Annotated in this window: 12 protein-coding genes; 10 read left to right on the forward strand and 2 right to left on the reverse strand. The window is 65.4% G+C overall.

All coding sequences use genetic code 11. The annotated features are described in order from the left end of the window. Together ASD22_RS04155 and mnhG are read left to right on the forward strand one after the other, a co-directional pair. Nucleotides 1-288: a K+/H+ antiporter subunit F gene (locus tag ASD22_RS04155; RefSeq protein ID WP_235577511.1), complete on the forward strand. Its 288-nt coding sequence runs from the start codon at nucleotides 1-3 to the stop codon at nucleotides 286-288. Continuing rightward, entirely contained in the window at nucleotides 285-638 is a 354-nt protein-coding gene (gene mnhG / locus ASD22_RS04160) for a monovalent cation/H(+) antiporter subunit G (protein ID WP_056079293.1), read from the forward strand. The genes ASD22_RS04155 and mnhG overlap by 4 nt, the downstream gene beginning before the upstream one ends. 51 nt (nucleotides 639-689) lie before the next feature. Here the strand turns inward: mnhG and ASD22_RS04165 are convergent, their stop codons facing one another. Further along, nucleotides 690-1,799: a PilT/PilU family type 4a pilus ATPase gene (locus ASD22_RS04165; RefSeq protein ID WP_056079296.1), complete on the reverse strand. Its 1,110-nt coding sequence runs from the start codon at nucleotides 1,797-1,799 to the stop codon at nucleotides 690-692. A 132-nt stretch (nucleotides 1,800-1,931) separates the two neighbouring features. On the opposite strand from ASD22_RS04165, the gene ASD22_RS04170 reads away from it, so the two are divergent. The 5 genes from ASD22_RS04170 to glmS all read left to right on the forward strand — a co-directional run bounded on the left by ASD22_RS04170 (nucleotide 1,932) and on the right by glmS (nucleotide 7,289). Next, nucleotides 1,932-2,465, forward strand: coding sequence for a DUF4398 domain-containing protein (locus ASD22_RS04170; protein WP_235577512.1), 534 nt, complete (start codon nucleotides 1,932-1,934; stop codon nucleotides 2,463-2,465). Then, the gene (locus tag ASD22_RS04175; protein ID WP_056079299.1) at nucleotides 2,462-3,103 is read left to right on the forward strand and encodes a hypothetical protein; all 642 of its coding nucleotides are present in this window, start codon (nucleotides 2,462-2,464) and stop codon (nucleotides 3,101-3,103) included. The genes ASD22_RS04170 and ASD22_RS04175 overlap by 4 nt, the downstream gene beginning before the upstream one ends. Before the next feature lie 532 nt (nucleotides 3,104-3,635). Continuing rightward, entirely contained in the window at nucleotides 3,636-3,863 is a 228-nt protein-coding gene (locus tag ASD22_RS04180) for a YdcH family protein (RefSeq protein WP_007081045.1), read from the forward strand. A gap of 169 nt (nucleotides 3,864-4,032) precedes the next feature. Further along, the gene (locus ASD22_RS04185; RefSeq protein WP_056079301.1) at nucleotides 4,033-5,403 is read left to right on the forward strand and encodes a pyridoxal-phosphate dependent enzyme; all 1,371 of its coding nucleotides are present in this window, start codon (nucleotides 4,033-4,035) and stop codon (nucleotides 5,401-5,403) included. 56 nt (nucleotides 5,404-5,459) lie between these two features. Beyond that, nucleotides 5,460-7,289 carry a glutamine--fructose-6-phosphate transaminase (isomerizing) gene (glmS, locus tag ASD22_RS04190; protein WP_056079304.1) on the forward strand — a complete coding sequence of 610 codons (1,830 nt, stop codon included), beginning with the start codon at nucleotides 5,460-5,462 and terminating at the stop codon, nucleotides 7,287-7,289. A gap of 39 nt (nucleotides 7,290-7,328) precedes the next feature. On the opposite strand, the gene ASD22_RS04195 is transcribed toward glmS, so the two are convergent. Next, nucleotides 7,329-8,888, reverse strand: coding sequence for a YdiU family protein (locus ASD22_RS04195; RefSeq protein WP_056079307.1), 1,560 nt, complete (start codon nucleotides 8,886-8,888; stop codon nucleotides 7,329-7,331). A 135-nt stretch (nucleotides 8,889-9,023) separates the two neighbouring features. Here ASD22_RS04195 and ASD22_RS04200 point away from each other — a divergent pair, with 135 nt between their 5' ends. The 3 genes from ASD22_RS04200 to ASD22_RS04210 all read left to right on the forward strand — a co-directional run bounded on the left by ASD22_RS04200 (nucleotide 9,024) and on the right by ASD22_RS04210 (nucleotide 14,538). Continuing rightward, on the forward strand, nucleotides 9,024-9,608 hold the full coding sequence (locus ASD22_RS04200; protein ID WP_056079310.1) for a DUF1415 domain-containing protein: 585 nt from the start codon (nucleotides 9,024-9,026) through the stop codon (nucleotides 9,606-9,608). A gap of 120 nt (nucleotides 9,609-9,728) precedes the next feature. Continuing rightward, entirely contained in the window at nucleotides 9,729-10,751 is a 1,023-nt protein-coding gene (tdh, locus tag ASD22_RS04205) for an L-threonine 3-dehydrogenase (RefSeq protein ID WP_056080933.1), read from the forward strand. Between the two features lie 127 nt (nucleotides 10,752-10,878). Next, complete coding sequence (locus tag ASD22_RS04210) at nucleotides 10,879-14,538, forward strand: DUF748 domain-containing protein (protein ID WP_056079313.1); 3,660 nt, start codon at nucleotides 10,879-10,881, stop codon at nucleotides 14,536-14,538. The last annotated feature ends 52 nt before the right edge of the window (nucleotides 14,539-14,590 follow it).

Genomic DNA, 14,590 nt, shown 5'->3' on the forward strand with positions numbered 1-14,590 from the left:
ATGCCCATGAGCCACGGCTTCCTCGCGTTCGCCATCGTGGCGGCGCAATACCTGCTGTTGCTGGCGATGGCCTTCTCGATCATCCGCATGGTGCGCGGGCCGCGCGCGCAGGACCGCGTGCTGGCGCTGGACGCGCTGTACGTGAACGCGATGCTGTTGCTGCTCAGCATCGGCATTCGCACCGGCAGCGAGCTGTATGTGGAGGCGGGCCTGATCATCGCCCTGCTTGGCTTTGCCGGCACGCTGGCGTTTTCCAAGTTCCTGCTGCGTGGCGAGGTGATCGAATGAACCATCTCGACGCGCTGCCACCGTGGGCCGCCGTGATGGTGGGGGTGCTGGTATTGCTGGGCTCGGGCTTTGCCTTCGTCGGCTCGCTGGGCCTGCTGCGCCTGAAGGATTTCTACAAGCGCGTGCATGCACCCACGCTGGGTACCACCTTCGGCGCGTTCTTCATGCTGGCCGGCTCGATCATCTGCTTCTCGGTGGCGCACGGGCGGCCGATCTTCTACGAGATCCTGATCGGCGTGTTCCTCACCCTGACCACGCCGATCACGCTGATGCTGCTGGTGCGCGCGGCGCTGTACCGCAATCGGGTGGAGGAAGCACAGGAGCCGCCCCGACGCACCACTCTGGAATGAGGCGTGGATGTTTGTCCTTGTGGGCGCCCGTTTGGACCGGCGCCCGGTGGCTCAGAAACCCATGCCGTAAGGGTCGTTGCCCGCCAATTCCGCGTTGCTGCCGCCTTCGGCCAGGCGGATCTTCAGGGCCAGGCCATCGCGTGAATCGGACTTGTTGAGCGCTTCTTCCAACTCCACGCGGCCTTCCTTGTACAGCCGGTAGAGCGACTGGTCGAAGGTCTGCATGCCTTCCTGCAGGCTGCGATCCATCGCTTCCTTGATCTCGTGGGTCTGGCCACGGCGGATCATGTCGCGGATCAGCGGGGTATTCAGCAGCACCTCGGCGGCGGGAATGCGCCGGCCGTCCTTGCCGATCACCAGGCGCTGGCTGATCACCGCGCGCAGGTTCAGCGCCAAGTTCATCAGCACGTTCTTGTGCGCCGATTCGGGGAAGAAGTTGAGGATGCGTTCCAGTGTCTGGTCGGCGTTGTTGGAGTGCAGCGTGGCCAGGCACAGGTGGCCGGTTTCGGAGAACGCGATCGCCGCTTCCATGGTGTCGGTGTCGCGGATCTCGCCGATCATGATCACGTCCGGCGCCTCGCGCATCGCGTTCTTCAGCGCCTCGTGGTAGCTGTGCGTATCCAGCCCCACCTCGCGCTGGTTGACGATGGATTTCTTGTGCCGGTGCAGGTACTCGATCGGATCCTCGATGGTGAGGATGTGGCCGGACGAGTTGCTGTTGCGCTGGTCGAGCATCGCCGCCAGCGTGGTTGACTTGCCCGAGCCGGTGGCGCCCACCACCAGGATCAGGCCGCGCGGCTCCATGATCAGGTCGCGGAAAATCGACGGCAGCTGCAGCTGGTCGATGCTGGGGATCTCGCTCTTGATCGCGCGAATCACCATGCCCACTTCGCCGCGCTGCTTGAACACGTTGATGCGGAAACGGCCGGCGTCCTTCACCGCCAGCGCCATGTTCAGTTCCAGGTCGCGCTCGAACTGCGGCACCTGGCCTTCGTCCATCAGCGAATAGGCGATTTTCTTGACCATGCCGTTGGGCAGGCCGGTATTGCCCAAGGGGTAAAGCTTGCCCTCCACCTTGATGTTCACGGGGGCGCCTGTCGACAGGAACATGTCGGACGCGCCCTTGTCTACCATGAGCTTCAGGAAGTAACCGATGTCCACGTATGACCCCTGTAACAGTGTGCGTTGCAATGAAGGATTATGCCTGCACACAATACGCTTCAAAACTCGATTAGGAATGTGATGGTGCACATCTTTTTCCAGCCGGCGCGGGCCTCCCGCCGACTTTTTGCGATGGCGACCGCCCTGGGCGTGGCGCTGATTATTGGCGGTTGCGCCAGCGTGCCGCCACCGGACAATGCGATGAACCTGGCGCAGAACCAGTTGCAGGCCGCACGCGACGCCGATGCGGCCGATTACGCGCCGGTCGACCTGGGGTTTGCGCAGGACAAGTTCCAGCAGGCACAGAACGCGATGGCGCAGCGCAAATATGCCGACGCCGCCAATCTGGCCGATGAATCGCGGGCCGACGCCGAACTGGCCAGGGCCAAGGCACGACTGGGCGCGGCGCGCGCGCAGATCCAGGCCAAGGTGCAGGAGAACGCCCGACTGCGCCAACAGGGTGAGCAGGATGCGTCATCCCCTGCCCCGGCGGAGAACGACTACGCACCCACCGGGAACGCCGCCCCGCAACTCGACGACATGCCGGCACCGGCGGCTTCGGCACTCACCGCACCGGCGCCGGGCGAAGGTTTTCAGACCGTACCCAGCACCCCGGCCCAACCCGACCAGACTCCCGATCCCACTGCACAGGGGAGCCAGCCATGAAACGTTTCCCGACCCTTTTCGCCGGCGCACTGCTGGCACTGGCTGGCGCACAAGCCGTGCATGCGGCGCAGGACGACATCGACGTCAACCGCCTCAACAACAGCCTCGATCAACTGGCCAACGATCCCACGTTGGGCAATTACGCCCAGGCCGAACAGGGACGCGCCCACGATGCGATCAACCGGCTGGCCCAGGCGCGTTCGCGCGATCGCGCGCACGAGTTGTATCTGGCCGAGCGCCGGGTGGACCTGGCCAAGGCCGCGGCGCAGTTGCAGGATGCCCAGCTCAAGCTGACCCAGCTCGATCGCGAGCACGACCAGATCCTGCTCGACAACAGCCGCCGCGAAGCCGACCGGGCACGCCGCGAGCTGGAGCGTCAGCGCATGCAGTACCAGATGGCGCAGGAAGAAACCGCCCGTCTGCAACAGCAGGGCGAAGCGTATTCGCAGGCTGCCGAGCAGGCCCGCAACGAAGCCGCAAAAGCCAAGCGGCTCGCCGCCGCCCAGAGCAAGGTCGCCAGGGCCGCACGGCGTGAAGCCGAGCTGGCGACCAAGGTGGCCAAGGCGATGCGTTCACAGATGCAAAGCGGCGACGAAGCACCCGCGGCCACCCCGGCACCGAAACCGAAGAAGCCGTAAATCGCGACGTCGGTTTCCCGCGAGCACCCCCTCTCCTCGCAGGGAGAGGGGGCTATCCGGTGTCCTCGAAGTAGGTCCGTAGCGCCAACGCACCGCAAAGTCCGAAGCGACCCTGACCTCCTCTCCCCCTTGGGGAGAGGACACAGGAGAGGGGCCGGTGCTTGCGAAAATGCCCAAAAATACGGGCACCCGACAGCCCGAAGACCGCGCCACACCAAGCCCCGTCATCCACTTCCGGGGCCGCCTCCAACCTGAACGCAAAAGCCTGTTTCGACAGGTTTTTTCTTTTAATTTGACCGCGTTCAAACAAGCATGAAACCGGCTTGCTAACCCCCTCGTGCCGGTGTAGGGTCAAAGTCCCATGGGCACCCTGACCCATGGGTCACTGACCTGAATTCATGCCCATCAGCGTTCACATCCCCACCCGCGATTCCGGAGTCCCGGCGCGGGTCGTTGGTGCGCGCATGCATTCATACGTCTGCGGGCGACCGCAACCAGGCGCCCGCCAGCCCACTCGCGAGGAGGTCGGATCATGTTTGAAAACCAGCAGCGTGACGATGTCGAGGCTTTGATGAAGGCGGATGCCGAATTCCGCCGGCTCTATCAACGGCACAAGCAACTCGACAGCAAAGTCCACGATGCCGACATCGGCGTACTCCCCATCGACAACCTCACCCTCAACAGCATGAAGAAGGAAAAGTTGCAGGCCAAGGCTCGGCTCGAACGGATGTGGGAAAGTCGCAGAACCCTCACGCATTAACCTGCCCGGTTTGACATGACACGCGGCCCCGGCCTCCTTCGAAAGACGGATGCCGGGGCCGCCGCCGTTCTGGCACCACGCGCGCACCGGAATTGCCCATCTGCTCGGCTATCATTGACGTCTGTCACGCGGCGCATGGCGCCCGACCCCTTCTTGCAACGGAGCAACCATGACGATTCACCAAAGCGTCCTGGAACTGATCGGAAACACCCCGATGGTGCGCACGCAGCACCTCGACACGGGGGGCTGCGAGCTGTTCCTGAAGCTGGAGAACGCGAACCCCGGCGGCTCGGTGAAGGACCGCATCGGCCTTTCGATGATCGAAGGCGCCGAACGCGCGGGCAAGATCAAGCCCGGCGACACCCTGGTGGAAGGCACCGCCGGCAATACCGGCCTCGGCCTTGCGCTGGTGGCGCAGCAAAAGGGCTACCGGCTGGTGCTGGTGGTGCCCGACAAGATGAGCCGCGAGAAGATTTTCAACCTCAAGGCGATGGGCGCCGAAGTGGTGCTGACCCGCTCGGACGTGGCCAAGGGCCATCCCGAGTATTACCAGGACATGGCCGAGCGGATCGCCAACGAAACGCCCGGTGCGTACTTCATCAACCAGTTCGGCAACCCGGACAACCCCGCCGCGCACATCCAGTCGACCGGCCCGGAGATCCTCGCCCAGATGGATGGCAAGGTGGACGCCATCGTGGTTGGCTGCGGCTCCTCCGGCACACTGACCGGCCTGTCGCAGTATTTCGCCGAGCACTCGCCGGCCACCGAGATCATCCTGGCCGATCCGGTCGGCTCGATCCTCTGCCAGTACATCAATGAAGGCACGCTCTCGACCAAATCCGCCAGCTGGATGGTCGAGGGCATCGGCGAGGATTTCCTGCCGCTGATCAGCGATTTCTCCCGCGTGCGCAAGGCCTACGCGATTGCCGACAAGGAAAGCTTCCTCACAGCGCGCGAATTGCTGGCGAAGGAAGGCGTGCTGGGTGGTTCATCCACCGGCACGCTGGTCGCCGCCGCGCTGAAATACTGCCGCGAGCAGACCGAGCCGAAGCGCGTGGTGACGCTGGTCTGCGACACCGGCAACAAATACCTGTCCAAGATGTACAACGACTACTGGATGCTCGACAACGGCTTCCTGGAGCGCAAGCAGCACGGCGACCTGCGCGACCTGCTGCTGCGCCCCTACGCCGAGCGCGACACGGTGGTGATCGGCCCCAACGAACTGCTGGTCACCGCCTACACCCGCATGAAACTCTACGACGTGTCGCAGTTGCCGGTGATGGATGGCGACAAGCTGGTGGGCATCGTCGACGAGTCGGATGTGCTGATGCACGTCCACACCGACGAGACCCGCTTCCGCGATCCTGTCTCCGTGGCGATGATCAGCGACCTGCACATGCTGGACATGCGCGAACCGATTACCGCGCTGTTGCCGGTATTCGAGCGTGGGCACGTGGCCATCGTGGTCGACGGCGACGATTTCCTGGGCCTGATCACGCGCATCGATCTGTTGAATTACCTGCGCCGCAAGGTCAACTGACCACTTCCGGCGCGTCACCGCGACCCGCCGCCAACCAATCCAAAAGGATTTCTCCGATGTGTGGAATTGTTGCTGCCGTTGCCCAGCGCGATGTGGCGCCATTGCTGATCGTTGGCCTGAAGGCACTGGAATATCGCGGGTATGACTCGTCCGGCCTGGCCGTGCTGGCCGGTGGCGATATCCAGCGCGTGCGCGCCAAGGGCAAGGTGCGCGAGATGGAAGCGCTTTACCTGGCTGCCCCCCTGCCCGGCGGCACCGGCATCGCGCACACGCGCTGGGCCACCCATGGCGTGCCCAGCCAGGCCAACGCCCATCCGCACATCGCCGGCCACGTGGCAATCGTGCACAACGGCATCATCGAGAACTACGCCAGCCTGCGCGCCGAGTTGCAGCAGGCCGGCCACGTGTTCACCTCGGAAACCGATACCGAGGTGATGGCCGCGCTGATCGACCGTCAACTGAGCAGCGGACTGAAACTGCGTGATGCCGTGCTGGCTACCGTGCGCGAACTGGAAGGCGCCTACGCCATCGCCGTGGTCAGCAGCAACGAGCCCGACCGCGTGGTCGGCGCCCGCCGCGGCGCACCGCTGCTGGTGGGCCTGGGCATTGGCGAGAATTTCCTGGGCTCGGACGCGCAGGCGTTGATCCAGGTGACCAACAAGATCATCTACCTCGACGAAGGCGACGTGGTCGAGATCACCCGCGACAGCGTGCAGATCTGCGGCCTAGACGGCCAGCCGGTCGAGCGCGCCATGCACGAAAGCGAGCTGTCCGCCGATGCGGTCGAGCGTGGCGAGTACCGCCACTACATGCAGAAGGAAATCTTCGAACAGCCGCGCGCCGTGGCCGACACGCTGGAGGCGCGGCTGGGGCCGCACGGCGTGCTGCCCAACATCTTCGGCATCGAGAGCGATGAGCTGCTGCGCCGCACGCGCGGCGTGCACATCATCGCCTGCGGCACCAGCTACCACGCCGGCCTCGTCGCCAAATACTGGATCGAGGAATTCGCCCACCTGCCGGTGAGCGTGGAAGTGGCCAGCGAATACCGCTACCGCGACGCGGTGGTGCCGCCGGACACCTTGCTGGTCGCCATTTCGCAATCGGGCGAAACCGCCGACACGCTGGCGGCGCTGCGCGAGTCGACCCGCCGCGGCTATCTCGGCACGCTGGTGATCTGCAACGTGCCCGAGTCGTCATTGGTGCGCGAGGCGGATCTGAAATTGATGACCCGCGCCGGCCCGGAAATCGGCGTCGCCTCGACCAAGGCCTTCACCACCCAGCTCGCCGCGCTGGCGCTGTTCGCACTGGAACTGGCGCAACGCAACGGCATGGACCCGGCGCGTCATGCGCAACTGTGCACCGAGCTGCAACACCTGCCGCGCGCCATCGAGGACGCCCTGAAACTGGAGCCGGCCATCGTCGAACTGGCGGCCGAATTCATCCATCGCCAGCACGCCCTGTTCCTGGGCCGAGGCGCGCATTACCCGGTGGCGCTGGAGGGCTCGCTGAAGCTCAAGGAAATCTCCTACATCCACGCCGAGGCGTACCCGGCCGGCGAGCTCAAGCACGGCCCGCTGGCGCTGGTCGACGAGAAGATGCCGGTGGTGGCGGTGGCGCCGAACGGCCCGCTGCTGGACAAACTGAAATCCAACCTGCAGGAAGTGCGTGCCCGCGGCGGCCGGTTGATCGTGTTCGCCGACGGCGCGGCCGGCATGGACGACATGACCGAAAACGGCGCCACCTTGCGCGTGGCTTCCGGTGGCAGCTTCATCGCGCCGATCGTGTTCACCGTGCCGCTGCAGTTGCTGGCCTACCACGTGGCCGTGCTGCGTGGCACCGACGTGGACCAGCCGCGCAACCTGGCCAAATCGGTGACGGTGGAATAAGCCGGACGAACCTGCGCGGGCGGCAGCACGCCGCCCGTCTCAGGAGCTGCACGAAAGCATCGAGCATCCCGCCTTGTGCCGCGCCCAGTCAGGGCGCTTCTGCGCGAACGCCTCGCGCCCCGGCTGGTCGTCGTAAGGCCGCCGCATTACGTCGAGCAGTTCTTGGATGCCGCTGGCATCACCGGCTTGCGCCCGGTCGATCACGTTCTGCACCAGGTAATTGCGCAAGACGTAGCGGGGATTGGCCGTGCGCATGCGCTCGCGGCGCTGGGCGACGGTTTGCGGATCGGTGGCCAGGCGCTCGACATAGCGCTTCAGCCACTCGTCCAGCGCCGGCTCCGCGTCACGCCGCTTCGAGGCGTCGTAGAACGCGTCGTCCATGGGCGCCAGCGTGGGCGCGTCAGGGTCGATGTCGCTCAATCCGCGAAACCACAGCGTCATGTCCACTTCCGCCCGCGCCATCAGCGTGTGCAGCGACTGCATCAACGCCACGTCCTCGTCACGGCATTCGACCAGGCCCAGCTTGGCCGCGATGTTGGCGCGGTCGGCCGCGGCATACGCGGCGGCGTAGCGATCCAGCCCGGCCTGCAAGGGTTCGACACCCGAAAACAGCGGCGCCAGCGCGCCGGCCAGCCGGCTCAGGTTCCACCACGCCACGTCCGGTTGCTGGCCGAAGCGGTAACGGCGACGCTGCGCGTCGGTGGTGTTGGGCGTCCAGTCCGGATCGAAGTTGTCGATCCAGCCGTAGGGGCCGTAATCGATGGTGAGACCCAGGATGGACATATTGTCGGTGTTCATCACGCCGTGCACGAAACCCACCCGCATCCAGTGCGCCACCATGCGCGCGGTGCGTTCGCACACCTGCCCGAACCATTCGCCGTACAGCGCCTCGCCCTCCCCGCCAAGCTCGGGAAAATCACGGCGGATGGTGAAGTCGACCAGTTGCCGCAGCAACGCGTCATCGCCTCGCGACGTCGGCAATTCGAAGTTGCCGAAACGGATGAACGAGGGTGCCACACGGCACACGATGGCACCCGGTTCCGGCGCAGCATGGCCGTCGTAGAACATGTCGCGCAGCACCGCCTCACCGGTGTCGATCAGGCTGAGCGCGCGCGTGGTCGGCACGCCCAGGTGATGCATGGCCTCGCTGCACAGGAATTCGCGGATCGACGAACGCAACACGGCGCGCCCGTCCGCACCGCGCGAATACGGCGTGCGTCCGGCACCTTTCAACTGCACTTCCCAGCGCTCGCCGGCTGCATTGATCACCTCGCCCAGCGAGATCGCGCGCCCATCCCCCAACTGGCCGGCCCAGTTGCCGAACTGGTGGCCGCCGTAATTGGCCGCGAACGGCTGCATGCCCGGCAAAAGCGCGTTGCCGCCGAATACCCGCGCGAAAGCCAGCGTGGTGATGTCCGTCGCGCGGATACCCAGCAGGGCCGCGGTTTCTGCCGAATACGCCAGCAACCGCGGCGCGGCCACCGGCGTGGGCTCGACCAGCGAATACAGCGCGCCTTCAACCTGGCGCAAGCCCGCACCCCGCTCGGGGTCGGCGGGCAATTCGCGGACAAACGCATTGTCGAAACGCAGCTTGAGCATGCGGAGGCCGATCGGCAGGAGAGACCCATCCTATATCCGGTCGGCGACGATGCCTTGCAAGGCGTCGTCACATGCCGCGAGCCGTAACGCCCATGCGGCTATAGTCCGCCACACCCAACATCCGCGGAAACGCCCATGCCCGATACACCCAGCCTCAACGCCGACGCCCTGCCCGAGGACGCGCCCTATATCGCCGACACCACGCGCTGGGTGGAGCGCGCCGTGATCGGCTTGAACCTCTGCCCATTCGCCCGTGCCCCACACGTGCAGGGCAAGCTGCGCATGCGCGTCAGCCATGCACGCGACACCGACGCGCTGCTCGATGATCTCTGCGGCGAACTGCAATCGCTGAACGCGCTGACGCCCGAAGAGTGCGAAACCGGCCTGCTGATCCATCCTTACGTGCTCACCGATTTCCTGGATTACAACGACTTCCTCGACGTGGCGGACGCAGCGTTGCAGACGCTGGGGCTGGAAGGCATATGGCAGGTCGCCAGCTTCCATCCGGACTACCAGTTTGCCGACAGCAGCCCCGACGACATCACCAATTTCAGCAACCGCTCGCCCTGGCCCACGCTGCACCTGCTGCGCGAGGCGAGCGTGGAGCGGGCGATGGAATCGATGAGTGACACCGATGCCATCTACCGCAACAACATCGCCACCCTGGAGCGGCTGGGCCACGCGGGCTGGCAGGCGCTGTGGCGCGACGACAAAGACTGAACGCAACGCGCCATCGCGCAAGGCGCGTGACTTTCGGCAGGCGGCCCTTTTCAGCGCGGTTCTATAATCGAAGCATGCGCGAGAGCGCGCGCCGATCATGGAACCGTGATGCCCAAGATGATGAAGGCGCTGGTCAAGCGCAAGCCCGAACAGGGCATCTGGATGGAAGAAGTCCCGGTGCCGGAGGTCGGCCCGAACGAAGTGCTGATCAAGATCGAGAAAACCGCGATCTGCGGCACCGACCTGCACATCTACAAGTGGGACGAGTGGAGCCAACGCACGATCAAGCCCGGCCTCACCATCGGCCATGAATTCGTGGGACGCATCGTGGAGATCGGCCCCGGCGTCACCGGCTACAAGATCGGCGACCGGGTCTCGGCCGAAGGCCACATCGTTTGCGGCCACTGCCGCAACTGCCGCGCCGGTCGCCAGCATCTGTGCCCCCACACCGTCGGTATCGGCGTGAACCGCAACGGCGCGTTCGCCGAATACATGAGCATGCCCGCCTCCAATCTGTGGCCTATCCCCGACCAGATTTCGTCCGAGCTGGCCGCGTTCTTCGACCCCTACGGCAACGCCGCGCATTGCGCGCTGGAGTTCGACCTGATCGGTGAGGACGTGCTGATCACCGGCGCCGGTCCCATCGGCATCATCGCCGCCGGTATCTGCAAACACGTGGGCGCGCGCAACGTGGTGGTCTCCGACGTCAACGACTACCGGCTGAAACTCGCCGCCGACATGGGCGCCACGCGGGTAGTCAACGTGGCCAACCAGTCGCTGGGCGACGTGGTGAAGGACCTGCACATCGAAGGTTTCGACGTGGGCCTGGAAATGAGCGGCAACCCGCGCGCGTTCAACGACATGCTCGACTGCATGTACCACGGCGGCAAGATCGCCATGCTCGGCATCATGCCGCGCGGCGCCGGCATCGACTGGGACAAGGTGATCTTCAAGGGCCTCACCCTGCAAGGCATCTACGGCCGCAGGATGTACGAGACCTGGTACAAGATGACGCAAATGGTGCTGACCGGCTTTCCGCTGCAGAAAGTGCTGACCCATCAGATCGCCATCGACGATTTCCAGCGCGGCTTCGACCTGATGGATGCGGGCCAGTGCGGCAAGATCGTCTGCTCCTGGAGCTGAACGATTGCGACGCATCACCGGCACCCGCATTACGGTATCTGCGTAAACTTCCCGTAGCCGGCCGCCACCGGCTGCAAGGAAGGCCCGGCAGGCTGTTGCCGGCCCATGACGCCACCGGAAAGTTCGCATGAATGCCCTTCGCTCCATGGCAGGTGCCCACCTGGCGACAACCCGCGACAAGGCACGGCAGCTGTACCAGTCGCATCGCGCGCGCAAGATCGCGCTGATCGTCGCCATCGTGCTGGTGGTGTTCGGCCTGCTGGGTTTCCTCGCCGCGCCGCCGATTATCCGCGGCCAGATCGAGAAGCGTGCCAGCACTGCCCTGTCACGGCCGGTGACGCTGAGCGCGGTGCACTTCAACCCGTTCACCTTGCGTCTGCAGCTGGACCAGCTGCACATCGCCGACCACGACGGCCGCGCGCCCTTCGTGGACGTCGACGAAGCCGTGATCAACGTCTCGTGGACCTCGCTGTTCCGCCGCGCGCCGGTGCTGGACGAGCTGCGCCTGCAGCACCCGCGGATCCACATCGTGCGCACTGCCGACGGGCGCTTCAACTTCACCGACCTGCTGGAACGCTACGCTTCCGAGCCCGCGGACCCGAAGGCGCCACCGGCGCGCTTCTCGCTCTCCAACATCGGCGTGCACGCGGGTGACATCCAGTTCGATGACCAGCTGACCAAGGCCAGCCACCACGTCGAGCAACTGGAGCTGGGCATTCCCTTCATCGCCAACCTGCCCAGCGACACCGACGTGTTTGTGCAGCCGCTGTTGTCACTGCGGGTAGACGGCAGCCCGTTGCGCATCGACGGCTACACCAAGCCCTTCACGGATACCCGCGAAGCAGTGATGCACTTCCAGCTCGACCAGCTGGACCTGCCGCGCTACCTGACCTACGTTCCCGTGCCACTGCCGGTGGCCGTGCCCAAAGGGCGGCTCAGCGGCGACCTGGAGCTGCATTTCGCGCAAACCAGGCCAACGCCCCAACTCCAACTGACCGGACACCTGCAACTGGACGACTTCGCGCTCGCCAGCAATCGCGGCGAGCCGATCCTCGAACTCGGCCACGGCCGCGTCGAGCTGGCCGACGTGCAACCGCTGCTTTCGCGCTACCACCTGGGTGCGCTGCAACTGGACCGTGCGCAGTTGCACTACACCCAAGGCGCCAACGGCCACGGCAACTTCGACAGCCTGACCACCAGCTCAGCACCAGCCGCGCCCGACGCGACGCCGACCGATCTGCGCATCGCCTCGCTGGCGCTGGCTGGCAGCACCATCCGCTACACCGACGCCACCAGGCACAAGCTCGATCTGGATGACCTGCATGGCACGCTGCAGGGCCTGAGCCTGCAACCTGCTCCCGCCGGCCGCATCGATCTGGCCGCCCGGCTGGGCGGCGGCACGCTGTCGACCAAGGGCACGCTGGATCTGGCCGCCAGCCGGCTGGCCGCCCGACTCGGCCTCAAGCAGGTGGATGTGGCCCCGTTGCAAGCCATGGCGCCGCCCATGGCCGCTCAGGTCACCAAGGGCAAGCTCGACGCCGACGGTCAGTTGCAGCTCGACTGGGGCAAGGCGTTCAACGTGCACCTGGCCGACGCGCACGCCACGGTAAGTGGCTTCGCGCTTGAAGCACCGTCGAAGGAACACGGCACGCCGCTGGCCTGGGGCAAACTGCAGGCGGAACTGCGCCTGCTCGACCTGGCCAGCCGCCAGGCGCAATTGGGCACGGTCACCGTCAGCAAGCTCGACCTGAAACTGCAGCGGCAGCACAACGGCGACCTCAGCTTGCTGGAACTGCTGGCAGCACCGGCCGGCCAGCGAAAGGCCGCTGTCGCGGCAGAACACGACCAGCCCTGGCACTGGAGCATCGCCCACCTCGGTCTCGATGATGGCGCGCTCGCCTTCACCGACTTCGCCGCTGGCGCCAAGCCGGTCAGCCTGCAGATGAAGTCGCTCAAGGGCAGCATCGACAACCTGAACGACAAGCTGGGCGACGCACGTCCGTTCAAGCTGCAGGGCACTATCGATCGCGGCACGTTCGCCGCCTCCGGCAAGCTGCGGCCCTCGCCCTTGGGCGCCGATCTGCAACTGCAAACCAGGCGGCTGGACATCGCCCGCTTCGAGCCGTACATCAGCGTGCCGCTGAACGTGACCGTGGCCGCCGCCCGGCTCACCAGCAACGGCAAGCTGCGTTACGACGGCCGCGGCGATACTCCAAAGCTGCGCTACCAAGGCAACGCTGCGCTGGAACGCGTGCGCGTGCAGGACAAGCTCACCGATGACGACTTCCTGCGCTGGCGCACGCTCAGCGCCGTGAACCTCGACGCCAGGGTCGGCGAGGACGCTCCACGCATACACATCGGCGCCCTCGCCCTCACCTCGTTCTACGCCCGCATGATCGTCAACGCGGACGGCAAGTTGAACCTGGCCGACGTGGTTGCCTCACCCGAAGCCGCACCGGTGTCGGTGACCCGCGCCGCCGGCACCACGCCGGCCACGCCGGCCACGCCGACACCACTGCCGCAAGCTCCCGCCGCCACGTCGACCGCGACAGTCGCCACCTCCGCGCCAGCCACGCCTCCGCCCGACATCCATATCGGCGACATCACCCTGGTCAACGGCCAACTCAACTACACCGACAACTTCATCAAACCCAACTACACCGCCAACCTCACCAAGCTCACCGGCAGGATCGGCGCGTTCGGCACCACCCCGGGCGACCCGCCGGCCGCGCTGTCGGTACAGGCGGCGCTGGACGACAATTCGCCGGTGGACATCGACGGCAGTATCAACCCGCTGCAACCAGTGGCCTTCCTGGACATCAAGGGCAAGGCCAACGAGGTCGAACTGACCCGTCTCGCCGCCTACTCCACCCGCTACACCGGCTATCCGATCACCGCCGGCAAGCTCAACGTGGACGTCCACTACATGCTGGACAACCGCAAGCTCAAGGCTGACAACCACATCTTCATCACCCAGCTCACCTTCGGCGCGCGCGACGAAAGCCCTGGCATCAAGCACATGCCGGTGAAGCTGGCGGTGGCGTTGCTCAAGGACACCCAGGGCAACATCGACGTGAACGTGCCGGTGTCCGGCTCACTGGACGACCCGCAATTCAGCATGGGCGGGCTGATCTGGCGCGCCATCGGCAACCTGATCGCCAAGGCCGCCACTGCCCCGTTCCGCCTGCTGGCCGGCGCCTTTGGCGGCAGCGACGAAGACCTCGGTTATGTCGAGTTCGCGCCGGGCTCGGCCGTACTCGACACGGCGGCACAGGCGCGCCTGGGCAAGATCGTGACCCTGCTGCAACAGAAACCCTCGCTCAAGCTCGGCATCATCGGCCGGGTCGACCCAAGCAAGGACCAGGACGGCTTGCGCAAGGTCACGGTGGAAAACCTGGTGCGCCGCGAAAAGTTGCTGAACACCGAAGGCAAGGACGCCGACACGTCCGACGCCGCATTGGCAGCGGTCAACGTCACCCCCGACGAGTACGGAAAATACCTGCGTCGCGCCTATCGCCATGACGATCTGCAGGACAAGCCGCGCAACTTCCTCGGCCTGAAAAAGTCGCTCGAACCCGACGAAATGCGCAGCCTGATGGAAACCGATGTGTCAGTGGACGCCAAGGCCATGCGCGCGCTGGCCGAGCGCCGCGCCGCAGCCGTGCAAACGTGGCTGAAGGGCAAGCTGGACGATGCACGCGTATCACTGCAGCAACCGCAGCTCGACGCCAATGGCATCGACGACAAGGGCAAGAGCACGCGCGCGGATTTCAGCCTGAAGCAATAGCGCCCCGCACACCGTGCCGGGCTTCCTTCCCTGCACCGCGCCAAGCGGTCAA

It is taken from the genome of Rhodanobacter sp. Root480, assembly GCF_001426645.1.
Lineage (GTDB): Bacteria > Pseudomonadota > Gammaproteobacteria > Xanthomonadales > Rhodanobacteraceae > Rhodanobacter > Rhodanobacter ginsenosidimutans.